At 43.7% G+C, this 24896-nt stretch carries 22 protein-coding genes; 9 read left to right on the forward strand and 13 right to left on the reverse strand.

The window, feature by feature from the left end; genetic code table 11:
- Positions 1 to 7: 7 nt before the first annotated feature.
- Positions 8 to 1393, reverse strand: a complete 1386-nt coding sequence (gene dnaA / locus GW828_RS18145; RefSeq protein WP_124016571.1) for a chromosomal replication initiator protein DnaA — start codon at positions 1391 to 1393, stop codon at positions 8 to 10.
- 445 nt (positions 1394 to 1838) lie between these two features.
- Between dnaA and rpmH the strand changes: the two genes are divergently transcribed.
- From rpmH to GW828_RS18175, 6 genes are all read left to right on the forward strand, one after another.
- Entirely contained in the window at positions 1839 to 1976 is a 138-nt protein-coding gene (gene rpmH / locus GW828_RS18150) for a 50S ribosomal protein L34 (RefSeq protein WP_006083827.1), read from the forward strand.
- A gap of 12 nt (positions 1977 to 1988) precedes the next feature.
- Entirely contained in the window at positions 1989 to 2345 is a 357-nt protein-coding gene (gene rnpA / locus GW828_RS18155; RefSeq protein ID WP_124016572.1) for a ribonuclease P protein component, read from the forward strand.
- Positions 2312 to 2566 carry a membrane protein insertion efficiency factor YidD gene (yidD, locus tag GW828_RS18160; RefSeq protein ID WP_124016573.1) on the forward strand — a complete coding sequence of 85 codons (255 nt, stop codon included), beginning with the start codon at positions 2312 to 2314 and terminating at the stop codon, positions 2564 to 2566. Before rnpA ends, yidD begins: the two co-directional genes overlap by 34 nt.
- Positions 2567 to 2569: 3 nt before the next feature.
- Positions 2570 to 4198 carry a membrane protein insertase YidC gene (yidC, locus tag GW828_RS18165; protein ID WP_124016574.1) on the forward strand — a complete coding sequence of 543 codons (1629 nt, stop codon included), beginning with the start codon at positions 2570 to 2572 and terminating at the stop codon, positions 4196 to 4198.
- An 80-nt stretch (positions 4199 to 4278) separates the two neighbouring features.
- Complete coding sequence (mnmE, locus tag GW828_RS18170) at positions 4279 to 5640, forward strand: tRNA uridine-5-carboxymethylaminomethyl(34) synthesis GTPase MnmE (RefSeq protein WP_182741548.1); 1362 nt, start codon at positions 4279 to 4281, stop codon at positions 5638 to 5640.
- A 203-nt stretch (positions 5641 to 5843) separates the two neighbouring features.
- Positions 5844 to 7061 carry a site-specific integrase gene (locus GW828_RS18175; protein ID WP_161706365.1) on the forward strand — a complete coding sequence of 406 codons (1218 nt, stop codon included), beginning with the start codon at positions 5844 to 5846 and terminating at the stop codon, positions 7059 to 7061.
- Here GW828_RS18175 and GW828_RS18180 read toward each other — a convergent pair.
- From GW828_RS18180 to GW828_RS18220, 9 genes are all read right to left on the reverse strand, one after another.
- Positions 7058 to 7426, reverse strand: coding sequence for a helix-turn-helix domain-containing protein (locus GW828_RS18180; protein WP_046821265.1), 369 nt, complete (start codon positions 7424 to 7426; stop codon positions 7058 to 7060). The genes GW828_RS18175 and GW828_RS18180 overlap by 4 nt on opposite strands.
- Before the next feature lie 357 nt (positions 7427 to 7783).
- Complete coding sequence (locus GW828_RS18185; protein WP_046821264.1) at positions 7784 to 8737, reverse strand: replication protein RepA; 954 nt, start codon at positions 8735 to 8737, stop codon at positions 7784 to 7786.
- Positions 8724 to 8951 carry a helix-turn-helix transcriptional regulator gene (locus tag GW828_RS18190; protein ID WP_237584756.1) on the reverse strand — a complete coding sequence of 76 codons (228 nt, stop codon included), beginning with the start codon at positions 8949 to 8951 and terminating at the stop codon, positions 8724 to 8726. Before GW828_RS18190 ends, GW828_RS18185 begins: the two co-directional genes overlap by 14 nt.
- Positions 8952 to 9098: 147 nt before the next feature.
- Positions 9099 to 11858, reverse strand: coding sequence for a conjugal transfer mating pair stabilization protein TraN (gene traN, locus GW828_RS18195; RefSeq protein WP_273059506.1), 2760 nt, complete (start codon positions 11856 to 11858; stop codon positions 9099 to 9101).
- 96 nt (positions 11859 to 11954) lie between these two features.
- Complete coding sequence (locus tag GW828_RS18200) at positions 11955 to 12488, reverse strand: FlhC family transcriptional regulator (RefSeq protein WP_273059507.1); 534 nt, start codon at positions 12486 to 12488, stop codon at positions 11955 to 11957.
- A 2-nt stretch (positions 12489 to 12490) separates the two neighbouring features.
- Positions 12491 to 13102, reverse strand: a complete 612-nt coding sequence (locus GW828_RS18205) for a hypothetical protein (protein WP_273060516.1) — start codon at positions 13100 to 13102, stop codon at positions 12491 to 12493.
- Positions 13102 to 13311 carry a hypothetical protein gene (locus GW828_RS18210; RefSeq protein WP_273059509.1) on the reverse strand — a complete coding sequence of 70 codons (210 nt, stop codon included), beginning with the start codon at positions 13309 to 13311 and terminating at the stop codon, positions 13102 to 13104. Before GW828_RS18210 ends, GW828_RS18205 begins: the two co-directional genes overlap by 1 nt.
- A 749-nt stretch (positions 13312 to 14060) precedes the next feature.
- A complete protein-coding gene (locus GW828_RS18215; protein WP_273060517.1) occupies positions 14061 to 17465 on the reverse strand; it encodes a conjugal transfer protein TraG N-terminal domain-containing protein in 3405 nt (1134 codons plus the stop codon).
- Positions 17466 to 17468: 3 nt separating this feature from the next.
- Positions 17469 to 18791, reverse strand: a complete 1323-nt coding sequence (locus GW828_RS18220) for a conjugal transfer protein TraH (RefSeq protein ID WP_243757284.1) — start codon at positions 18789 to 18791, stop codon at positions 17469 to 17471.
- 345 nt (positions 18792 to 19136) lie between these two features.
- On the opposite strand from GW828_RS18220, the gene GW828_RS18225 reads away from it, so the two are divergent.
- Positions 19137 to 19994, forward strand: a complete 858-nt coding sequence (locus GW828_RS18225; protein WP_273059778.1) for a hypothetical protein — start codon at positions 19137 to 19139, stop codon at positions 19992 to 19994.
- Positions 19991 to 20449, forward strand: a complete 459-nt coding sequence (locus tag GW828_RS18230; RefSeq protein ID WP_241771315.1) for a hypothetical protein — start codon at positions 19991 to 19993, stop codon at positions 20447 to 20449. Before GW828_RS18225 ends, GW828_RS18230 begins: the two co-directional genes overlap by 4 nt.
- Positions 20450 to 20753: 304 nt before the next feature.
- On the opposite strand, the gene GW828_RS18235 is transcribed toward GW828_RS18230, so the two are convergent.
- From GW828_RS18235 to GW828_RS18245, 3 genes are all read right to left on the reverse strand, one after another.
- Complete coding sequence (locus GW828_RS18235) at positions 20754 to 21023, reverse strand: hypothetical protein (protein ID WP_046821256.1); 270 nt, start codon at positions 21021 to 21023, stop codon at positions 20754 to 20756.
- A 943-nt stretch (positions 21024 to 21966) separates the two neighbouring features.
- Positions 21967 to 22263 (reverse strand): hypothetical protein, encoded by a 297-nt coding sequence (locus tag GW828_RS18240; RefSeq protein ID WP_023888852.1) that lies wholly within the window; start codon positions 22261 to 22263, stop codon positions 21967 to 21969.
- A gap of 3 nt (positions 22264 to 22266) precedes the next feature.
- Positions 22267 to 23232 carry an integrase domain-containing protein gene (locus tag GW828_RS18245; protein WP_273059783.1) on the reverse strand — a complete coding sequence of 322 codons (966 nt, stop codon included), beginning with the start codon at positions 23230 to 23232 and terminating at the stop codon, positions 22267 to 22269.
- Between the two features lie 986 nt (positions 23233 to 24218).
- Between GW828_RS18245 and GW828_RS18250 the strand changes: the two genes are divergently transcribed.
- A complete protein-coding gene (locus GW828_RS18250) occupies positions 24219 to 24863 on the forward strand; it encodes a hypothetical protein (protein ID WP_273059785.1) in 645 nt (214 codons plus the stop codon).
- Positions 24864 to 24896: the final 33 nt, after the last annotated feature.

Consider the following 24896-nt stretch of genomic DNA (forward strand, 5'->3'; position numbering starts at 1 on the left):
CCCTGAATTAAGAAGACAAAGTTCTAATCAAGTTAGCATAATCTTCTTTAATATCATGACTTTCTTCGCGCAATTGAGCGATTTTACGACAAGCATGTAATACTGTCGTATGGTCACGACCACCAAAAGCATCACCTATTTCCGGTAAACTTTGGTTAGTAAGTTCTTTAGATAGCGCCATCGCCACTTGTCTAGGCCTTGCCACACTGCGAGAACGGCGTTTAGACAGCATATCTGCCATTTTTATTTTGTAGTATTCAGCAACTGTCTTCTGAATATTGTCTATAGTGACTAATTTTTCTTGCAGTGCCAAGAGATCTCTTAATGCTTCACGCACAAAGTCGATAGTAATTGGACGACCAGTAAAGTTAGCATTAGCAATCACGCGGTTTAGCGCGCCTTCTAACTCACGTACGTTTGAACGTAAACGCTTAGCAATAAAAAATGCCACTTCATCAGGTAGGTTTATTCCGCTCTCTTGTGCTTTACGCATTAAAATCGCTACGCGGGTTTCTAACTCTGGAGGCTCAATCGCAACCGTTAAACCCCAACCAAAGCGTGATTTTAAACGATCCTCTACCCCGTCAATCTCTTTAGGATAACGATCTGAGGTTAAAATAATTTGATGATTACCTTCTAATAATGCATTAAAGGTATGGAAAAATTCTTCTTGAGAACGATCTTTATTGGCAAAAAATTGAATATCATCAATAAATAATGCATCGACGCTACGATAATAACGCTTAAACTCTTCGATCGCGTTGTTTTGTAATGCTTTAACCATGTCCTGAACAAAACGCTCAGAGTGCATGTACACCACTTTAGCATTGGGATTATTTTTAATAATACCATTGCCAACTGCGTGTAAAAGATGAGTTTTACCTAAACCAGTGCCGCCATATAAAAACAATGGATTATAAGCGCCACCTGGATTTTCAGATACTTGCAAAGCCGCAGCTTTACCTAACTGATTCGATTTACCTTCAACGAAGTTATCAAATTGATAGGTAGGATTAATATTACTACGATGATTAGGATTAATAATCGGTTCGGCTTGGGTATTAAAAGACGTCGTTCCCACTTGAGCTTTGGTTTGACGATTCACAGGCTTAACCGCTACCGGAGCTGGCGCAACCGGACGTGCAGAAGGACGGCTACCAATATCAAAACGTAACTTAGGTGCATTACTGCCCATTTGTTCAGTAAAAAATTGATTAATGATATTGATGTATTTATCGCGTACCCAATCCAGCACAAAACGATTAGGTGCATACAAAACTAATGTATCACCATCCATTTCAGCTTGTAACGGACGGATCCACATACTGAACTGCTGTGCTGATAACTCGTCTTGTAGTCTACCGATACATTGTTGCCAAAGTGAAACCGCCACTTATTTATCCCCAAATATCTTTAATCAAAGGAGATGTATTCTATAGTGAGATCACAATGATCGCTATCCTTTAAAGCAGAATTATCCCCAGCGAGATCATTCTGTGTATAAATAGATGATCTTCCATGATCAAAATCGATCGGTAAACAGTAAAAATCAAGCAAATCCAGCTTTATTAACCGATCCAACTTGATCTATAATAGCCTTTCTTTGATCTGCTGAAACAACGAAAGATCCACAAGATATAGTGTCTGTACACAGACTTATCCACATCTTATGGTGCTTAATGCTTAGTAGCTTCAAATAAAGATTGGCAGAAATTTATCATATAAGTACTTTCGTTATTGACGACAGTACTTAAAGTGATTACAATTCGGCCTCTTTTTTGCCCTTACCTCTAATGTTGGAGATAAGGAAAATTCACTAACAAAGACGGATTGCCATCATGAGTAAACGTACTTTTCAACCTAGCAACCTGAAGCGCAAGCGTTCTCACGGCTTCCGCGCTCGTATGGCTACTGTAGGCGGCCGTAAGGTGCTTGCACGTCGTCGTGCGAAAGGTCGCGCTCGTTTATCTGCGTAAGTAGATAACTAGGTGACTAGCTATACCTTTTCGCGGGAGTTACGTTTGTTAACTCCCGCGCAATTTAAATCTGTATTCTCCAATCCAATCAAAGCATCCTCTGCTGAAATAACTCTGCTCGCAATTCCAAATTCAGAGCAACATCCCCGTTTAGGATTAACTGTGGCCAAACGTTTTGTTAAACGTGCAAACCAACGTAATCGCATTAAACGTGTGATAAGAGATAGTTTTCGTTTACATCAACACGACATCCCAGATATCGACATCGTTGTATTAGTCAGAAATGGCGTGATGGAAATGGAAAATGCAGAAATACAAAAATTAATAGAAAAGCTATGGCACAAACTCAGTCGCCGTTACAATGGCTAGCAACTACGTTTATACGTGGTTACCAAATTTTTATCAGCCCTTTATTGGGACCGCGTTGTCGGTTCAATCCAACCTGTTCTTATTATGCTATAGAAGCAATAAAAACACATGGAACAGTGAAAGGTAGTTGGTTTGCAATGAAACGCATATTAAAATGTCACCCTTTACATCCCGGCGGTAGTGATCCCGTCCCCCCTAAAAATGACAGGTGTAATAAATAGGCTATGGAATCTCAACGCAATATATTGCTAATCGGTCTGCTTTTTGTCAGCTATTTAATGTGGACACAGTGGCAAACAGATAAAGCACCAAAACCGGCAACAGCTCAAACTGTTACCCAAACTAACGCCTCATCACAGCACAGTGCTGATGTTCCAGAAGCAGATATCTCAGGGACACCAGTAGAATTACCTGCAACGACAAACCTTATTAGCGTCAACACTGACCAGCTTGATATTAAAATCAGCCCAGTTGGTGGTGACATTGTTTATGCTGCATTAGTAGAACATAAACGCGAAATCGACAGTAACGACCCCTTTGTTATTTTAGATCAGCAAAATGAGTTCACTTATATTGCTCAAAGTGGACTTATTGGGCGTGATGGTATTGATAGCAGCGCTAAAGGCCGTGCAACATATAATGTTCAGGCTAGCTCATATTCTTTAGCTGATGGTAAAGACACATTAACAGTGCCATTTACATACACAGCAGATAACGGTGTCACCTACGTAAAAACCTTTACGTTTACCCGTGGTCAATATGACATCAAAGTTGATTACAGCATCAACAACATTTCAGCTGCACCATTACAAGTGCAAATGTATGGTCAAATTAAGCAAACGATTAAAGAATCAGAAAGTAGCATGATGATGCCAACCTACCGTGGTGGCGCTTTCTCGACTCAAGATACTCGTTATGAAAAATATAACTTTGACGATATGGCTGACAAGAACCTAGCTAAAGTTACACTCGGTGGTTGGGCTGCAATGCTTCAACATTACTTTGTGTCAGCTTGGGTTCCACCAGCAACAGATTCAAATACTATTTTCACAAGCTTAAGTGCTGGTGGATTAGCTAACATTGGTTTCCGTGGCGCGGTATATGATATTGCACCTGGCGCAACACAAAATATTAGCTCACAGTTTTATGTCGGTCCTAAAAACCAAAAAGCGCTTTCAGCGATTTCTGAAACCTTAAACTTAGTTGTTGATTACGGTTTCTTATGGTGGTTAGCCATTCCAATCCATTGGTTATTGATGTTCTATCAATCATTTGTGGGTAACTGGGGTGTAGCAATCATTTTGATAACACTGACAGTGCGTGGTGGTTTATACCCACTAACGAAGAAGCAATATACCTCAATGGCCAAAATGCGTAATCTTCAGCCTAAATTGACTGAGATGAAAGAACGCTTTGGTGATGACCGTCAGAAGATGGGTCAAGCCATGATGGAGTTGTATAAGAAAGAGAAAGTAAACCCTATGGGCGGTTGCTTACCTATTCTGTTACAGATGCCGATCTTCATCGCACTTTACTGGGTATTGCTTGAAAGTTATGAATTACGCCATGCGCCATTCATGCTTTGGATTACCGACTTATCAGTACAAGATCCATACTATGTATTGCCATTGTTAATGGGCTTATCAATGTTCTTGATGCAGAAAATGCAGCCTGTAGCGCCAACAATGGATCCAATGCAAGTGAAAATGATGCAGTGGATGCCGGTTATCTTTACCGTGTTCTTCTTATGGTTCCCAGCAGGTCTAGTACTTTACTGGTTAGTGGGTAACTTAGTTGCCATCACTCAACAGAAGATTATTTATGCTGGTCTTGAGAAAAATGGCATAAAATAGCCTAAGCTCAATCTTGTATAACTGATTAAAAAGGCGGCTGATTAGCCGCCTTTTCCTTTATCAATTTTATAGGTACTACCGTGACAACAGACACTATTGTGGCGCAAGCCACCGCACCTGGACGAGGTGGCGTAGGTATCATTCGTGTATCAGGCGACTTAGCCACTAATGTCGCAACGGCGATTATTGGCCATGTTCCAAAAACCCGTTATGCTGAATATTGTGACTTTAACAATGCCGACGGTCAGGTTATTGACCAAGGTATTGCACTTTTCTTTAAAGGTCCCAATTCATTTACTGGCGAAGATGTCCTTGAACTGCAAGGCCATGGCGGCCAAATTGTGCTGGATATGTTGATTAAACGCGTCATGGAAATTGACGGCATACGTATAGCCAGGCCTGGTGAATTCAGCGAACAAGCCTTTATGAATGATAAGCTCGACTTAACTCAGGCAGAAGCGATTGCTGACTTAATCGATGCCACCAGCGAGCAAGCTGCCAAAAGTGCATTGCTATCACTCCAAGGTGAGTTCTCAAAAGAAGTTCACGAGCTTGTCGACCAAGTGACCAACTTACGTTTGTATGTCGAAGCTGCGATTGATTTTCCAGATGAAGAAGTCGATTTTTTATCTGATGGTAAAATTGCCAATGCCTTATATAAAATCATCGATAAATTAGACACAGTGCAAGACAGTGCCAAGCAAGGCTCCATTATCCGCGAAGGCATGAAGGTAGTGATTGCCGGCCGTCCTAATGCCGGTAAATCAAGCTTACTCAATGCACTAGCCGGTAAAGAGTCGGCAATTGTCACTGAAATTGCTGGCACAACTCGTGATGTACTACGTGAACACATCCACTTAGACGGTATGCCACTGCACATCATAGATACTGCAGGGTTAAGAGACACACTCGACACAGTTGAACAAATTGGCATTGAGCGCGCATGGGCCGAAATAGCCACTGCAGATAGAGTCTTGTTTATGGTTGATGGCACGACAACTGAGGCTATCGACCCTCGCGAGATTTGGCCAGACTTTATCGACCGCCTACCATCAAAACTAGGCGTAACGGTTATTCGTAATAAAGCTGACATAACTGGTGAAACCTTAAATAATACTGAAGAACAAGGTTACAGCGTTTACCGCATCTCAGCTAAGACAGGCTTAGGTGTTGAAGAATTAAAACAACATCTTAAATCATTAATGGGCTACCAAAGTAACTTAGAAGGCGGCTTTATTGCACGTCGTCGCCATTTGGAAGCACTCGATCTTGCCGCCAGTCACTTGCTGTTAGGTAAAGAGCAGCTTGAAGTGTATTTAGCCGGAGAGTTACTGGCTGAAGAACTGCGTATGTGCCAAATGGCATTATCTGAAATCACCGGTAAATTTACCTCAGACGATTTGCTCGGTAAGATTTTTGGCTCATTTTGTATCGGGAAGTGAAGTTCGTAATTCAGATGAAAAACAAAGTAAAACCCTTCAAAACATATCAAAGCAACTTACTGTTATTTAAGTAATTTTACAGCAACACTCTTATGGTTAGGTTTTACTTCCCTTTCCACGATTTTGCTCCGTTTTGCTAAATATTGATCCGCATTTGCTCCCGAGTTAAAATTTTGGAGTAACGGGAGCAAAGCGGAGCAATTATGAAGGTATCAGTAAACAAGCGTAACCCTAACTCGAAGGGGCTCCAGCAACTTAGACTGGTGTACTACTACGGTGTTGTTGAAGGTGAGGATGGTAAAAAACGTGCAAAGCGCGACTACGAACCTTTAGAGCTCTATCTCTACGAGAACCCAAAGACACAAGCAGAGCGTCAACACAATAAGGAAATGTTGCGTCAGGCTGAGGCTGCGCGGTCAGCAAGGCTCGTTGAATCTCACAGTAATAAGTTCCAACTGGAAGATCGAGTAAAGCTTGCTTCGAGCTTTTACGAATACTACGACAAGTTAACTGCCAGCAAAGAGTCTGGAAGTTCTTCAAACTATTCTATTTGGATCTCAGCAGGTAAACATCTTCGGAGCTATCACGGAAGAGCAGAGCTAACTTTTGAAGAACTTGATAAAAAATTCCTGGAAGGGTTTAGGAAATACCTTTTAGAGGAACCGCTAACGAAATCTAAGTCAAAGCTTGCCAAAAACACGGCCTCTAGTTACTTCAACAAAGTCAGAGCCGCCCTAAATGAAGCGTACAGAGAAGGCATCATAAGGGATAACCCAGTCCAGCGAGTAAAAAGTGTCAAAGCAGAAAATACCCAGCGAACCTACCTCACTCTGGATGAAGTTCGAGCTATGACAAAGGCGGAATGTCGCTATGACGTTCTTAAACGGGCATTTCTTTTTAGTTGCACAACTGGCTTGAGATGGAGCGATATTCAGAAGCTTACATGGAAAGAAATAGAAGAGTTTCAGAATGGACACTACAGAATTATTTTCAAGCAGACTAAATTACTGAATGCCGGAAACAGCTTAGTCTACCTGGATCTACCAGACTCAGCAGTTAAGCTTATGGGAGAGCGCCAAGATAAAGCTGAGCGAGTCTTTAAAGGGTTGAAATATAGCAGTTACACCAACGTCGCTTTACTACATTGGGCAATGCTAGCAGGCGTTCAAAAACATGTTACTTTCCACGTTGGCAGACATACATTTGCGGTGGCCCAGCTTAACCGTGGCGTTGATATCTATTCTCTCTCTCGCCTTCTTGGGCACTCCGAATTGAGAACAACGGAAATTTATGCTGATATCCTTGAAAGTCGCCGGGTAACAGCAATGAGAGGCTTTCCAGATATTTTTGAAGATAAGGTAAAAGAGTCTGGAACTTGCTGTCCTCACTGCGGAAAATCCGTATCCCATACAGCACTTTAAGATGCCCTACGGCTACGAGGTGAGCACGCAATGTAATTTGCAACATCTTGGTGAAGTTCATCTTGGGACTTCACTCTGTTCTTTTCCAGCCATGCTTGAAGGTCTGATCGTTTAATTAGCACTCTATTACCTCCCGGCTTAGTAAATGATACGCGCTTTTCATGCGTCAAACGGTAGATGTACGAGCGTTTTGCTCCAACGTAGGCCGCAGCCTCATCAACTGTAAGATACTCTTTATCAGACGGCGGTAAGTTTGATTTGCTGCCGTCACTCACTGTATTTTCAACGAACTGAGCCAGCAATTGCTTCATTTCAGCAATTTCGCTTCTCAGGGCGTTCAAGGTTTCATTCACGTCTACAGTCATCAGCCTATCCGTTATAAACCAGTTATTGATAGACCTATTTTATGAGAAGCAACAGCAGATCCTTGGCTCTGGAACTGCCCTTTTAGGGCGCAAAGAGAGTTATTAACACCTTAACATGGTTCAACTATAGGGATATTTATAGGATATTTTTTAAAGGCAATACCTATAGGTTTAGGGGGGGGCCAATTATGCGCGGTAAGGGGGCCCGATTATGCGTAAAAATTTAACTTACTGGGGTCTAACTATGCGCAACAAGGGGGGTCTAACTATGCGTGGATAAAATTCAAACCAACAGGGTTTTCCACAACTTTGTTGAGCAATAAAATAAAAAAACCGGCACATTGGCCGGTTATTAATTCAATCACGATAGGGTATTGGTGGGGGGCTGGACATCATCAAAATCCCGCCTGTCACTTTCTTAACTTTTGCATCCGGATAAACAGCAAGAACTCGCTGTAGTGCAGGAAGGAATTTTTTCTTAAAATTCTTGTCTGCCTCTTCTCCAGTATATTCTTGACCAAACTGCTCCCGCAAATTATGCCAGTGTAATACAACAGGCCTACCACTAATTCGATGCAATCTATCCGCAAGCATGGCATAAATGTCCATAGCAAGAGCACTGGTGGTAAGCTCATTTATAGCTCTTAAATCAAGCGGTACAGCATGTTCGCTTAGCGTCGTAAAGTACTCTTGCGAAAATGTAATAACACCGGGCCATAATGCACCTTGATTATCATTGTTACCAATCCAAGCCTCAAACTTTTGGATTGGTTTACCATCGTAAGTAATCGCTTTTTCAGCGGTACTAAAACCCAGCGTAATACTACAAGCAGACAACGCCATGAGCTGTTTACGAAAGTTTGTATAGCTCCCGTTTTTGCCTCCTGATGACTCCTTACCCAGTTGTTTAAGGAAGCCTCTGGCGCTATTGCCTACATCAATTTCTGGTGATTTTGAACGCAACGCCTGAGTGTTCAGATACGCCATTACCAAACGGGGCATTGGCCCATAAGGAACGGGCTGCTGAACAAACTGTTTACCGTCCCAAATTTTGCCTGCACGAACATACAGACCAACAGCACCGCAGCGTCTCTCAAACTCTGTTCCGTTAACTCGTGAGCGAGGTAAACCAACTTGGCACATTATTGAGTGCATAAAAGTGAAATCATTGGACGAGGGCGGATCTGATTTGATCCTTACAGATGCATCTATTAATTCAGACTCAGCCCTACTCAAGCCTTGTGGTCTACTATTATTTTTTACTTCAATATCTGACTGATACTGTGAAAAAAGTTGGCTAAATGACTTCATTACTGATCCTGCGTGAATCAAGCCATGCTTCCAACTGATCTAATCTGTATCTGAGTGTTTTCTCACCACTAATCTTATATGGTTTAGGGAATGATGGGTCATTTGTGCGAATCCTTTGAAGCGTTGGCGCAGATATTTTAAGAAGGGCAGTCACCTCGTAAACAGAGACCATCTGCAGGTGACTGTAATCTTTTTCATTTAAAGTTTGCTGCATAATTTTCTCCAGCATCATTGATTTACTGGAGAAATTTTGAGGGTGAAACCCCGTAAACATGGCCTCTGGAAGTGCCCTATTTGGGCACCTAGGCGATTTATTCCGGCACAAAAACTTTCACATGTGAAAGTTTCTTATTGATAAACATCAACCACCATTGCCATCCAAGTCAGGAAAAATTTCACGCGCTTTGTCGTTTCTGATTTTGTCTACATTAATCCCTTCCAGCCGCTCCATGACTCGTTGCGATGCGTCTTGCCGAGTACCATCAATATTAAAATCACTTCCAGCTCCCGTTAAAGCGTCCAAGTTTAACGATGCGGGATCAGGAAGTTTTCCATTTTGCTGAAGTATCCCCAACCACTCGTCCAAGTTGACCTTACTCCAATCAATATCCGCTATTCGATCCAATGGAATTCCGCCGCATTGAGGTGCGCGCGCATCACCAAAGTTAAGGCCAAGTTGTGGCCGAACTTGCTCTTGGATGATTCGAGACAGTGGCGAGTTGAAACAGCAATAGGACTCGCGCTCCTCGACACACGCTCCCAATACTTTGGACTTGCAGTAAGAACCAACGTATGTGCAGCTATTCAGCGCCCTTTTAGCATTCATGGTGAATTCCTTTTCCTCACACTTCCATATCATCTGGATCATGACCATCGACACAACATACACTGTGTAAACAGTCATGACGGTGCTTAGCATGGCGGCACCTTGTTGGCCGAGGATTTGTTCAGTCATTGATTCAGGAGCCCCTGCAGGTACGCCAGCGGCTCCCGTCGCAGAAGCATTCCCTAGAGCTTCAGAAGTCAGCTTGGTAATTTGCTCCTTTAATGCGCCAATAGTCTCCTGAGCAAACTGTTGAACAGGCTGGAGAAAACTATCAACCGCTCCACTAATATTTTCTATATAACTTGCAAAAGGCTGTGTTATTTCGGTCCAGCCAGACATTACCGGGTCTCTTAATACTTGGTATGCTCCTTTCACGGCACTGCCATCAGAGAGTCCCATAACGGCACCGTCTAGCTTAGGCACGGCCATAATCAAATTGAGATAATCAGCAAACGAAATATTCGTCGGCTTTTCACAACAATCTGAGACACCACCCACAGCAATCTTGCATTCCCCAGCCTCACCGGCAAAAGCTGAACACATCACATTTTCTTCTCCAGTGGGGTTATCATCATCATTTTGACCAGTACAACTCATATCCTGAGTCATGAACTGAGCTGCATTCAACAATGCAGATGCACGAGCGAAATCAGTGCTTTGTGACTTTGTTATATCGAGACAATCATCCCCCATACACCTAATGGGTCCACCACATTGATACGTCGTTTCTTTCTCTAAAGTAGGTATTGATACGTTCGTTCCGCAGTCGTAGGTATCTTTAAACACATAACACTTACCCGAGGAACCCTCTGCTCCATCAATACATTCCGAACTAATAAATCCACACTGAGGATTATCCTCGTACATCTGGCAACTGTTGAGATTTCCACCAGTATTTACAGGGCAGTGTGTTTCACCTTGAGGATCTGTCCAGCAGTCCATTTGCCCCTTATAAAAGTCATAGTCGGCTTTAACTCGAACCTTTTTGCACAGCTTTGGAATGCCAGGCAAAGGTGACGGTTTGAGTTGGGATTCGCAAACTTTGATCCCGTTGATGACTGTGCAGCCCGTAGCATCAGTAGGGTCATCTATACAAGTGATCTCACCTTCCGCAAAACCATCTACAACCCCTTTGGCTGAATCCATACAGCTCTGTGGAGCCCACTCATCCTTGGTAATTGCTTTTGATGGGTCATAGCGTAGCTTTATGCGGCCAAAACCCTCACCTTCACCACTTACTGAAACGCGGATCTTAAACGTAACAACATCACCATCTTTCACATTCTTGAAATAGGGGGTGACATCGACATTAGGGTTACGCTCCCAACTTGTTGACAATTCGCATCGACCAGCAGTTTCTGGAGGGAAGTTGCCGTCAGGGCCTGACCACACTTTAGTTTCCTGACCGGATTTACCTACCCAAACTTGCATGTAGTCATCCCACTTGGCGTACTCAAGCGTTGCAGACACTATGGCGTCTGGATTACTGACTTGTACCCGCGTGTACTCCTCATATATCGTACAGTTACCACTCCAGTAGTTGTCACCCACTCGGCCAATCCACAACTCAGTACAGCCTTCTCCACAAGATTTGAGGTTATATGGGCCATCATAGTGCTTCACAACTGAGGCGTCGTAGTCATGGACAACCTCACAGTCCGCGCTTTGATCTACAACACGCTGGCATCGCTCATACTCTGGAATATGCGCGTTGATGGTATTCTGATTAATAGTTGTTTCGGCAGAACAATCCCCAAAGCCATCTGCGATGAGGTCCATATCCTCATAGGTCTTTTTGCTTAGATTTAGTACTGGGTCATTACTGAAATCAGGGCGTGAGCGATTGGCCGCATCCATAAGAACTTGATATACAGAACCTGATATTGAGGGATTGGAGCTGTTGGCGTCTTGGAATAAATTGGCTTTTGCCTCATTACCAAACTGATCCATAGCATCAGCATCACTGAATATCTGTTCTAGCTCCTCCTGAGATGCTGCGTCAGGGAAATACTCTGCGGTATTTTGCCCAGGTTGAACTCCAGGAAACAGTTCATTTATGTTTATGGATGTTGATTGGCCATTACCGACTGGTAGAGAAATTTTACCATCTTGAATCTGAGCAGAGTTTTGCTTAACTCCGTTCGCAATAGATAAACCAAATTGTTTGGCATCACGACCAACAGCTCCGATGTTAGGTTCCTGATTACCCGCATAGGAATTTATCGGAAGAACTGAGATGGTTAAACATAGGAGCGAGGCAACAAACCTAGTTATGATGGGCGGCATAGTGGACATAGCATTTCTCCAGCTTTTTAGTTTGGATAATGCTATGTCGCTCTCTCATAAAAATTAGCATCGCTATTTGCCCTTTTGCGGCATACGCGGCTGTCTTCAGGCAGCTTTTGAGACCCGACAGAATGGGCATTCAACACATGTTCGCTGATTAATTGACGTAAAAAAAGTGCATTGGCATTGCTCGCAATGCTCTATCATTGCTTCTCCATTGCGCAGTTCTGAGGCAAGACACCAGGCATCTGTAATGTCAAAGGGCTCCCATTTTCCTCCCTTCATACCTGGTACTTCTTTACGGATAGCGTGATACATCCTGAACGCTTTATTCAGAGCGCTAATATCTACAGAACGCTTAACCTTTTCCCCTCCAAGATTTGAATAGAGCTGCATTAAAAGCGATGCTTGAATTTTAGATGTCTGACTGTGGATCAGCGTCGCTCCACCACGGAATGTCCTGGACTTCTTATCCTTCACATCATATCCGCAATATTCAAGCTCAGTGTACAGCCTGCGAACTTGCTTATAAGTCAAACCAGTCTCTACGATAATTATCTTTGTGATATAACCCGCCAATGCCATGTGCCTTGCTTTTACCCAGCGAGATAACGAACCAGATGTAAAACATTCACTCATGATTATCTCCACACCAAAGATTGCTGAATCTTTTTTAATAAAATCGGCGTTGTATCGGCAAGAGTTGCTGATAAGAATTGATCGAGTACGCCAATATTAAATCTCAATGAAAATCTAATAACGACCCTATGCGATAACGACCTTAACTGGCTGTTTGAGGAGGCGGCGACTGAGGAGGCAAGACCAGAAGATACACCAAAAATTTGCATCGCCATGTCCAAGTTTCTACTAGCTAACTTATTAAGCAATAGCCAGTACGCTGCGTCAAAGTCGTCCACAACATTTCTTAGGCATATTACAGAATCGTAGCTACCGGTAAGTTTGTCGATCACTTCTATTTGATCTGTTTCAAGTTTAAAGCTTAATAGGACTCCACTCGCTAACTGTAAAATACTACTGTCAGGAGCTGAGGCCAGTTTTTTAACAAGATCTTCTGGAATAGAAAAATGATTGCTCACCTCGTATGGCGCATTGGCTGATAAGAGCTTTAGCAGCGTCCATAGAGTTAAATCGAACTCAAAAATATCTTGATCTGGCTTCTCTTCGCTCAATTGAACAGCAAATCTGTCAAAGCTACCAATTACATCACGTTCTAGCGGCTCTAGCGCATACATCAGCAGCTCTCCTTACCTTTTTTTCTGCGGCCCAGATTGATTGAAACTAACGCGCCCCCTGCAATCAACGCTAGTAAGGTAAATCCATATTGGTCATCTCTCCACGACGAGATAACTAAGTGAGCAAGAAAGCTTAGAATAAACAACGTTCCGATTGCCTTAACGACTGTGTTTAATCGCTTTTCAGTTTCACGATCTAAATGCTTCATATCTTTCTCCATAACACACCTGATTTATTCACTGATTAACTTTGTCATCAATCATAAATACCATGACTTTTTGATAATGCAACGCCAAACACTGTGTTTTTTTACAGTATCATTTTATGGTGCTATGAAGATTTGCATTTCTGAACGATAATCTATAATCGGTTACATATTAATCAGGAGGCGTAAATGAAAAAGGCGCTATTCTCTTTGTTTTTAATCGTAAGTTTGTTCTATTCGTACAAACTTCTTGGCCTATGGTCGCTCATATTTTTTGTAGTCGGAGTTTCTCTGCTGGCATCTTTAAAGATTGGTAAAAGAGCCTATCTAATCAGTAATTCCGGGAGTAAAACGAACACATTATCTGGGCGAGATCTGTTTGCAGACGTCACATACAACCCTGCCACAGGATCTCCAATGGTAAGTGACGTAGATGTATCCGGAAGCTTCTATGGATTGAATAAAAACAAAGGCTCCTGAGAGCCTTTGTTTTATTAATTATAGACTTAACGTTAACTGCCTATCTTTATATCTTAATAACGGATACCGTTGAGGCGACGAAAAAAAACCTATCAAAATGTGTTTATTAAGTTCCGGATGCTCTCTGATTACATTGTTCAACACCGAACCATCGACGATAAATTTTTTATTTCCACAGGAGATTGGCTTTTCGTTTAGCCATCTCCCTTCCCCCAGTAATATCATCACTTTAAGCTCTTTAATTGCGCGTCTATATTCAGCTCGTCTGCTCATTAACGGCCTCCTTTGGCTACGGACAAATACCTTGATACAGGCGCTAAATATCCGCCCGCTTGGTCTTTACCTGCCCCCGCAGAACTTTCAATAATCGCAGCCATTTTATCTGCCAATGCGTTATCACCAACCTCTTCTCTGAGATTTTCTCTTAGTTCTCCAGAGCGCGATGAATCGCCGCCCATCAACGATGCAGCAAACAATTCTGCTCCTGCCTGACTATTCAAACCATAATCATATCTTGCAGTATCCATTGCTATCTGCCTGAATTCGTCACCATATTGCTGAACAAACTCAGCAGCCTTTCCAGCTCCAGCCTCGCTTGCACTTGCTAATGCAGAAGCAAAAAACATCCCTCTTTCTCTAACAGACATTCCCTGTGCTGCCTCTGAAAGATCTGACTTACCGGTTAACCATTCTTTACCGGCTTCAAATCCACTGATTCCCACACCAATGATATCCCTACCCAGATTTGCAGCACCTACAGCCAGGAAGCCTCCAAGACCATACTCTTGCTTGACGTAATCGTCCCCTTTCTTTGTGTCCTCAATAAACTGATCTCGTTGTTCCGGAGTCATCTGGGCTAACTTAGACATCGATTGCCCAAAACTCTCTGCGAACCCTTCTTTGGCGGCTCCTGCGCCACCCACAACTTGCTGTACAAAACGACCTGCGCCCTCAGCACCTGCAAACAAAGCACTGGATGTTGACGGGGCCAAATCGGATGCCATGATCTGTGCTCTTAACGCAGGCAAGCGGTCATTAAGATATTCATTTCTGCTTGTCCCATAACTCTGCTCAAGTTGTTGGATACCCTTTTCATGAGCGTCACGAACAGAATTTTCAGATCCAATACTGCCTGATTCAGCTAAAAGCTTTTGTTGATTGCCCATTCTTTCCGGTGCCGAAAGTGCGCTCGAATTTTCAACCGGCGAGACATAGCGCGGAGCATCCTTTACCAACATTGCACTTTGACCAGGTTGATTAAAGTCAATACCACTGTTGCCACCAGTGGCCTTTGCTATTGCACTGGCTGCAATTGCTTGTTCAGATGGAGAGTTGGAATTGAGCATAGCAAACAACTGCCCTCCAACTATTGCCCTCTGGGAATCAATACCTAAATCTTGGTAATGCTGGGCTTTTCTTTGCGCAAAATCTCTTGTCTCTGGCGATGACTGTCTAACACCATCTGACAATGACTTACCGGCTGACCAGTTGTTCAGAACTTTGTCAGCTAACGCGCTAATATTATTGTTGCTAGTAGTCCCGATAGTTTGCTGAGCCTGAGATAACTCTTGGTAGGTTTGTTGCGAAGACAAAAGATCAGAACTGGATTGCATGAGCTGCTTTCTCTGCTCTTCACCTAAGCTCTGGGTAAAACGTTGACCTTTATCAGTAGACACTTGCCGTGCCAAATCACTCGTTAATGCTGAACTGTCATCTTTTGTAAAACCGAGTCCGCGAGATAAAGAGTCAATATCAGAACTAAGCTGCTGTCTACTATCCTGACTCTGCGATTGCGCAGATACATCTAAACTACCGTTCATAGATACCGGATTAGCGGCATTTACAGCGGCACCAACCGGTCCTGTAAAAGCAGCAGCAAGTTTTCCGGCATCCACTCCAGCGCTAGCACGCATAGCAATAGCTCCTGCCACAGCATCCGTGTGAGAAGCATTTATCCCACGATCAGTAACGTAGTTCTGCGCCGCGGACAAAATACTTTTAGCCTGAGTTGAATCAGACGCTCTCAACGTTTTTCCTAATGAGTGTAGTTGTGAATAAGTCTGTTCTGAACCATGTCCAGAAAACACACTATTACTTAATTGGCTAGCGAAGCCTTTCTGAGCCTGTGCAGTAGCAGCAGAACTACTGCTAAGGGCATTACTTACGGTACTCCCTAAGTTAATACTATCAACTAACGACTCACCTCCAGAGGTCATTGTTCCAGCAATTCGGGATTGATTAAATTGTGGTTGTTGACTCAAAACAGAACCACGGTCCACTAAGTCTGGAGACATTAGTTTTTCATTGACTGTATCACTCGCCCCCACTCGTTGAGCAAGACTATTGAAGGCATATACTGAGCCAGTTACTAACATCAACGATAGGACTGGCGTTGCTGCGGCCATCATTCCACCTATCCCTATCCAACGCTCAATTTCGGCCCCAGCATATGCAACGCCTTCAAATGAGGATAAGTTCCCTGTGGTATATTTTGCGAGCGCCTGCTGCCCCATTATGTAAATGAATAGATTGATTACCGACATAATTGGCAACCAAAGTTGTACCCATATAAGCATTTGAAGATACTTACCGACCAATAGCAAACCTTTAGAACCTAGCACCATCACAAATGCGGCTATGGGCGTAATCGCATAGGCAAACCCCTCTACCAAGGTCATAAGAGGTTGAATCGATTTTACAAACAAAGACTGTTCGGCTGCATATTGCGTATTTCGCTGAGACTCAGCTTGAGTGAGCATGATTTGTGCGTACGGATCATTCATATCACTGTAGTACTGAGCAAAGCCACGCTGTACGATAGGTTGCAGAAAATTGGCTTTTATAAAATCACCTGCGGCCACATTCGTAACCTGCAGGCGATATAAAGCGTCAGATGTAGCATTCAAAGCATCAGTGGTAGACAACAAATAGCCAAGAGCTTGTTGCGAAAGGCCAGAATTGAAGGCAGTTTCAAAGGATTGGCTCAACTGAATCCAGCCATCTGTACAACTGGGATCTGTCGGGCCAGATGGAGACAGGAACAATCGGGTCCCATATATTTGTGAATCAAATCTGAGAGCTGTACGCCAATTCTCTGTGTTGATTTGATCCTCATTTGACTCACCTAATGAAAATTTAATTGCTGTGCATTCTGATATGTAGTTAGTCAGGCTTTTCTTCATATCAACAGCACCGCCTCCTAGGGAATCATTCCAGACAGTCCATAGTGCTGACTCCATTTCGTGATTTCTGAGCTTTGATAATAACTCTAAAGAATCCATGAACTTTGATTCAGTCACACTCGCGACAGGGCTATATGCAACCTCAAAGAGTTTTGTGAGACCAAATCCAACGCTTGAGATTATAGAACCAGCGGCGGCTGGACCAACAGGTACGTTATCCACTACTCGCACTTGTCCGTTGTACGCGTCCTCAATAGTTACCGTAACGCCGGCTCCAAAGGAAATGGCATACACGAGCCAACAAGCAAAAACTTGATGTAAATCCCAGGATTTAGCTCCCTGGAATAACGACTGAAATGAGATGATAAGAGCGCCAATTAAAAGGCCAATACTTACCATGCGTTCAAAATCACCGGTGCCTGTAGCCATCGCCACAGCAATCATTATTTGCTCTAGAAATGCGGCATCACCGACGGAATAAATACTAAAATCCATTAGTTACTCCTTTTTCCCTGATGCTTGGGCCGCAAGTAAAAGCCGCTGCTTCTTTGTGACATCAAGTAAGCTGTTGTAATACCCCATCAGATCACTTAGCTTCCCGTGCCTCACTATTAATTGGTCATACTCTTGTCTGACAACAGCCCGAGAAGCATCAAGTACATCAACAGCTTTTTGTTGATAGGCATTATCACTGTTAGCTAACGCAATAGTTGTTGCCCGGTATATCTCCTCAATAAACCTGTAGGTTATATCTAGCGCTATGATGGTCTGTGCTTGCTGAGCAAACTGCTCTGCTGTATCACTGGAAACAGCGGAAAGATTTCGGAAAAGTGAGCCAAAGCTACTGGGGAGATTTGATACAAAAGCTATCTCGGCAGAACTTAAAGCCCCAACATTATTTGCATATTTATAAATCAATCCAGGTGAAGAATCAGAACCAAGAAGTAAATCTGACATTTGATTGCCAATACCCCTGAGCTGAACACTCTTCAGCTCAGAACCAGCAGAAATACAGTTAACCGTATCACTGTCACATGAATAAACTTTAACAGAGCCACCTGAAATGAGATCTCCAAGGGTAATTCGATTCCCCGGTAAGGTGACGATGGGATTAGTACTGTTGTTTGCTCCAGCAAGATTTGGATCATTAATTAAATCACCAATGACAACGGCACCAGTTATAGACATCATGGCTTCAAGCAGGCTGTTATCCCCGTACTGGAACCATGAACTTACACTATTCTTTTTGAGTTGCTTCCAGACAATATTACCTATCATCTCTTGGTAGGCCTGTGGCGAGTTGTCTTTCAGAGTCTTGATTGCCGTTTGTCCATCCGTTTCCTGCGTTGCAGAAAACATGTCTTCAAATAAGCCTTTGGTCGATGCTTTTGTACGAGTATCGTTTTTTAGTTTTGTGTCAAAAGCACTTAGTGAATCGTTAACAATACCCTGAGCTAACTGACAAGAATTGCCTAAATGTTGGTTCAAAGCCTGAACTTTTTTCTGAAAGTTTTCTATCCATTTGGCACCATCAGGAAAAACATTATCCAGAGCTAGTTGAAAAGCATAGCCCTTTGCATTTGCTGCCACAGCTCGCATCAGTTGAACAATCTGATCTGCATTCACAAACGATAAAGAACCACCGAATAGATCAACGCCACCACACCCAGCTTTCCAAGATGGAGGGACAAAGCTAACTAGGTTTTCATCAAAAATACGCGCTTTGGTGGTCACACGCCCACCCGCAATAACTCCACGGCGTTGTGTCTCATGAATACCAGGTCTGGTTGTATTACTCATTTCATTGAATAGTCTATCCATCTCGGACTGAAGTCCTTCAGCCGAGGCATGAGTGGCGACGACAGAGAAGATGATTAAACAAGAGGCAGATAGTGTTCTAATGTAAGGGGGAGAGACTCTCATACTGTTGCTCCAATAGGTTTCGTGTCACCCGAAAGCCTACCGAGCAAATGAGTACAAACCGAACTGCCAAACTGTCCAATTTGGGCAGTCCAAATAAAACTTTCACATGTGAAAGTTAATCATTGAATAATGTCGGTAACTTTGTCACGTCCGTACAAACTTATGATTTTTAAAAAGTTTTACTTAACCCTTGTTGCATTTTCACAAACCAATGGCACTCTATTTCTAAAAGAGGAGCTTTAAATGAAAATGAATATGTCAACTTCCGTAAGTTCAGCTACAGCCTTGTTCGCCGCCATTATGCTCACAGGCTGTGCTACAACCCCAAAATCCTATAATTCAGATATGTCCAGAGCACTAAACTTGGCAAGAGCTGGGGGTATTTATGACCAAGATCTGAGAGACTCAGAAGATGGGCAGAACTCATATAGACAATCTCTACTGATGAAAGCGCTAAATGTCACAAGTCTGGCCTCATCGCTTGATGCCCCATTAAGAGGATTGAACGGTCAGCAAACTCTCATGTTTAACACTGCAAGCATTCTTACATCACCAGATACCCCATCCGCTAGGCCAAGTTTGATGGCATGGATGCCTGCATCGATGGCTAAATCCTCAGAAGATGCTTATAGCAACTATATAAACCTAATTGATAATGCCGTTGCGGTAGCCGCGAAATCCATGAACCTCGATTTAACTAAAATAGTGGAAAGTACAGCGCCTAAGATTGATGGAAATCCCTTAATTATGTGGACAGTAACGGCTCCGCAATTTGGCTGTGATGGCTCAAACTGCGTAATTGCATACAACGTTACAATGCCGAATCCTTGGAAAACACCAGCCTTTGTGGGCAGTGGTAATATTGATAGCTTTAATCTGGCAGCTAATAACACCACCAAATATTCTCGATTGATATTCACCCAGGTTAGCGGCGTAAAATCATTTCCAATGGACGATTTTTACAAAAGTACAAGTCGTGCTCTGCCTGAATGGGCAGTCATGTATTTCCCGCCAAATACTGTGTTCCAGAATGGTGAAGCCTTGTCATACCCGGTTATCTATGAGAAAGGTCAGCAACTGCTTTTCAGGAAGACCCAATGAGTCAGTGGCATGAAGAACTGGAACTGGCTTTGCTAAATCTGGAGGATTCAAAAGCCAGTTGTGATGTGATGACTTACGTGATCAGCAATATTTTAGCCAAATCAGACATTCCACATCAGTGCAGAGTAGGTTTTGTTGAAGCTGTGCATAACAAGATACAAATCAATCCGCATTGCTGGATAGAGTTAAAGGATGGATGGGGTATAGACCTGACTTTACGCCGGTGGTTAGGTGACGAGGACCGATGGCCGCATGGAGTATTTAGGCTTTCAGACTATCCACAGATTCAATTCTGGGGAACGCCTTTATTTGCTCCAAAGCTAGACGATGAGGAAATTAACGCTATGTCCGATCACCTGATTAAGACAGTAAAAATACCAGTCATAGTTAATTATCAGACTGGTTTTGATGATGTTTGTTGTACAGATACAAACTTCCGAACGTCACAATGGTAAAAAATGCGAGCAAACTTAGCATTGCAATAGTGAAAGCATCCACGGAACTGAACCTCTCTTTTAAAACCTTATATACTTAGAGTCTAACTAAACTAGCGAGATTTACCAGTGGCAAAAACACTAGACCAGATCTTGGAGCAGGAGAAGCCAGAAATTGTAGCCGAGGCCAGACGCAAGGCGTCAGAGATGCTCCGCCTCTTGGATGAGCAAACGGCCAAGCAGGATCATGAAACCGATTCAGTAGATTCCTATCCCCAGAAGTAGCAAAGGGCCAGACAAGCTGGCCCTTTGCTTTTCTCAGTAATTACATCACTAAGTACGGTTCATCGTTGTCGCTTTCAGCTATCGTCAAGTCAATAGTGAAAGTGATATCGATGCGCTCAACAGTCCGATTACACTCACGAGCATACTCATCCTGCAGGCTTTTAAACATCGCTTCAGCTTCATCATGAGAAGTAGCTTCTACAGTTTCAACAGCCAACTCACCATCTTTTTCAGTGTAGTTAATCCCACGATAATACACGCGGCCACACACATCAAATTGATGGATCTCTGTTTGATTTTGTCCCAACATTTTAATTCTCCAAGAGTTTAATAGCCGGGACTTAGCCCAACCGGGCGAAGTACCCGGTTGGGTTGTTTAATTAGGGATTAGGCTTCAGGCACGTTGCGTATGGTGAAGGACTCACAAACACCATGCCCGTAAAGCACTGCATTTCCCTGGGGATTTTGTTCCAAAAACTTGCGCGTGGCTTTGAGAGCTGCCCTATAACCAGCATCAGAAGGCTGATACTCTCGAGTTCGCTTTTTTTGGTTCGTTAGAATCAGTCGATACATTAAATCTCCCTCATCTTTGAGCTGACAATAATTTCCTGGTGGAACCTATTACAGCGCGTTCTGCAACCAGCTCACCCTCAAGCGGAGCGCATTCGACAGCATCGGAGACTCCAGGTTGATTGCTACCGGAGGTAGCTTTCAACCATTCACCACACAATGAACTGCTATTAGTTACCAATGGACTGACGACCCGTACGGGCCGCGTTTTTCTCAATGATCGATATGCAAGAATCGAAGCCTTATTTAGTAGTTTGGCGACAATGGTAGCCCCGAAAGCAATAACGCCCACGGTAACAATCATGATCAAAACGAACGTAGAAAAGTACATAAACACCTCCAATTAGTTGGAATTGAAGGGGTTACACCGCATAACCGGTGAACCCCGGTTACGGGATAAATTGATAAAATGCTGTTTGTTTTTGGCGACCAGCTATCGCACATACTCAGCACGGGGCTGAAGTTGATTCAAATTTAACAGCTCGATTCTGAATCGACACGCGCTGTATTGGCCCTTTTTGGGCACAATTAAACAATGCAGGAACTATTTATATTATGCAGAAGTCCCCATTCCACCTGCTTTTTATCGTAATTACGATAATTATGATAATACGGTAATTACAAACGGTAATGCGGCGAACGGAAGGTCTGATTAAGGAATATGACATAGGCATAGATGGCTTTTAATCAGCAGAGCCGGTGTTTTTTGGGCGTGGAGGCTCTCCGGGACGGTTAAGTAATTCCCACAAGAGTCGGAACGCATAAAAATGATCCCGTAATGTCGTGGTACTCAATCCTTGATGCCTAGTGTAATACCGGTGGATATGAGCTCTTCCAATTTGCGATGGTGCGTTGACACCTTTTTCATTGGCGGCAATATCATTTAGAGCCGCAATTAGCCTTTTCACCATAGCTCGCCGAGCCGTTTTCCCTCCATGCCGCACATAAACATGGCTTCTTTCTCTTACCCATTTTTCCATCAATTACCCCAAATAACTATTGGTCACATCGATGCGACCGTGACCCAATTCCAAAGCCACTTCAGATCTGATTTCTTTATCCAGCATTTTGGCGTGAGCAACTGAGACTCCAAGTTCTTTGGCTAAATATTCATAGTGCTCACGGCCATGTTTAACACCTGCTTTTACCGGGCAATCAGCACGCATTAAAGTTTTGTAGCGCGTTTGAGCGTAATGATGCCGTTCGCCATGGAAATTGACTGGCTGACGGCCAATCTCCCGGTAGGCTCCTTGCCGGAACTCGCGATAACTCTGCTCGGTAGGAATCATGCTGCGGCCATCCTGTATGGCGGCGGCTCGCTGGAGTGCCGTAATTTGAGCATCACTGGTGATCGGAACAGTGCGCGCCCGGCCCCCTTTGGTGCCATCTTTTATGATCACGGAGCCGGTTTTCTTGGCCTCTTTTAGTGCCCTCGCAGCATCCAGCTTGGCCGATTCCTCGAACCGAAGACCAAAATTACGCTGTAGTTCCAGCAAAGCACCAAGGCGCTCGGAGGCTGCCTCCATTGCGGCATTATGGGAAGCTTCCGAAACACTTCGGTCGCCAGTGGCGATACCAGAGCGCTTTGGAAGTCCCCCCTCGGAGACAGGATCTACACGTACCTGTCGGTCGCCACGCGCAATCTCCATCACCCGATTCACTGCGCTCAGGTAGTTCTGCGCAGTGGATGGCGCGATTTCTCCCCGCTCGTAGCGATCATTAAGGTGCGCCGCATAAGCAACCAAATGAGCCTTTTCTATATTCCGCATATCCTTTATTCCCTGTTCTGACTTAATCCAGGCGCTAAAAACGCTCCATCGGTCATGAATAGTAGCTATGGACTGGAAGCTCTTCATACCTTCCTTCAGTGCGTTAAGGCCTGCCTTGCCCATATCGCGACTTTTGAGGCCGAAATTACGCGCTTCCGGATTGGCTCGCTCTGAGCGCATCGTGTGCTCCTCATAATCGTGTTAATCAGTTTGTCGTTGGCCTTTTCGTAAACATTGGTAGGTGATACGCAGTTTTTTTATTAGCTCCGCATGCTAAGGCCAACCCAACAACTCACCATAAATTGCTGGTTTCAGGATCTCGCCTGGTCATAGGACAGATAACCCGTTGCCCACGGTCATTTAGTACGAACAGCACCGCTATGGAGCGAAATTCTCGTTCCGTTGGCTGGTTTGTCCCGTCGGAACAAACTGCCAACAGATCCGGCTAGTGTCGTCGTGTCATTCTTTGGAAAGGAAAGCGCGAAGCGCGCCAACCGCCGAAGGCGGTATAATTCGCGCACATTCGTGCGCGGTGCGAAAGCCTAGAGCCCTTGAGGCTCAAGGCTTCCGTCGGGGGCTCTACCCCCGTCTCTGTTTACGCCTACGGCGACAGAGACGGGGTGGAGCATCGAGCAAGTTGGGTATTCCAACACTCGTCCTGATGTTGAGGGTGGTCCTCTTTGGTTTGGCTGCTCGGAATCGAGTACCAAGGACACGACATTGCTTTGAGCAAAATCGCGGTATGGAAGCCTGTTAACTTGTGCAATACACAAGCACAGGCAGCAGCATAACGCTGCAAGCATAATGATGATAAACATCTGATTTTCCTCCGGGGAGATTGTTATAGACGGAGGAATGCCCATAGGGGGCAGTCCCCCTGAGGGTTAAGAAATGAAGGCAATCGCCTTAGTTTTGCAGAATGCTGTTTGAAGGCCAGCTACCAAAAACACTTTATATATTAATCAAACAGATAGAGGCGTCAAGTACATCGTAAAGTTGCTTTTGGGTTGCTTTTCAGTGCTTGTCTTTGGGGTGCGGTTTGTTCATTGGGCTCGAATTTAACTCAACGGTCGCTTTTAGGTGGCTTTTCGGTAATGCTTAGAGCGATGACCAAATATTTAGCATCAATAGATTGCTTTTCGATGGGGTTTTAGTAGGTATATCAGATGTCAGTAAACTTTGAATTAGATGAATTGGAAAGTAGAGCAAAAATAATTGTTGAAGATTTCGGCGGTATTTTTTCTCCATACGACGCTTTTTATATACATTCGATAATTTATTCAGCTAGCCGATGTTTGGAAGCTTTTGAACACTACGAATTTGCAAAGGAAAAACAGGCTGATTCAGACTACTTAATTAGTTTGGTACAAGAGGCAATAGGGCATGCGGCGGCTTTATCTCGATACTTCTGGCCGGTTTGGTATCCGGGCAAGCTAAACAAAACCCATCCCTATCAAGCAGCTCTGAGAAAAAAACGAGGCGAAAAGTTAATATCTGCTTTTGGTATGGAAGAAGACTCACCTATTCATAACAGGGATCTGCGGAACGCCTGGGAACATTTTGATGAAAACTTAGACGACTACCTTCTGAAAAATGATGCTGGACATTTTTTTCCTGACTCAGCAATTGGCAATCATACTCTTGCTGACGAACCGACCTATCACTTGTTTAAACTTCTGGACCCAGAAGCAGAATGCCTTGTCCTAATGGGGAAAAAGTACTTTTTTGGTCCAATAAAATCTGAGGTCGGAAGAGTTTATGATAGGGCCAATTACCTACAGCAAAATGGATATAACTTGAGACCGTTATAGGCCCCTGAGCTATAGAGCAATCATAAAGCTGGC

Source organism: Shewanella vesiculosa (assembly GCF_009994065.1).
GTDB lineage: Bacteria > Pseudomonadota > Gammaproteobacteria > Enterobacterales > Shewanellaceae > Shewanella > Shewanella vesiculosa.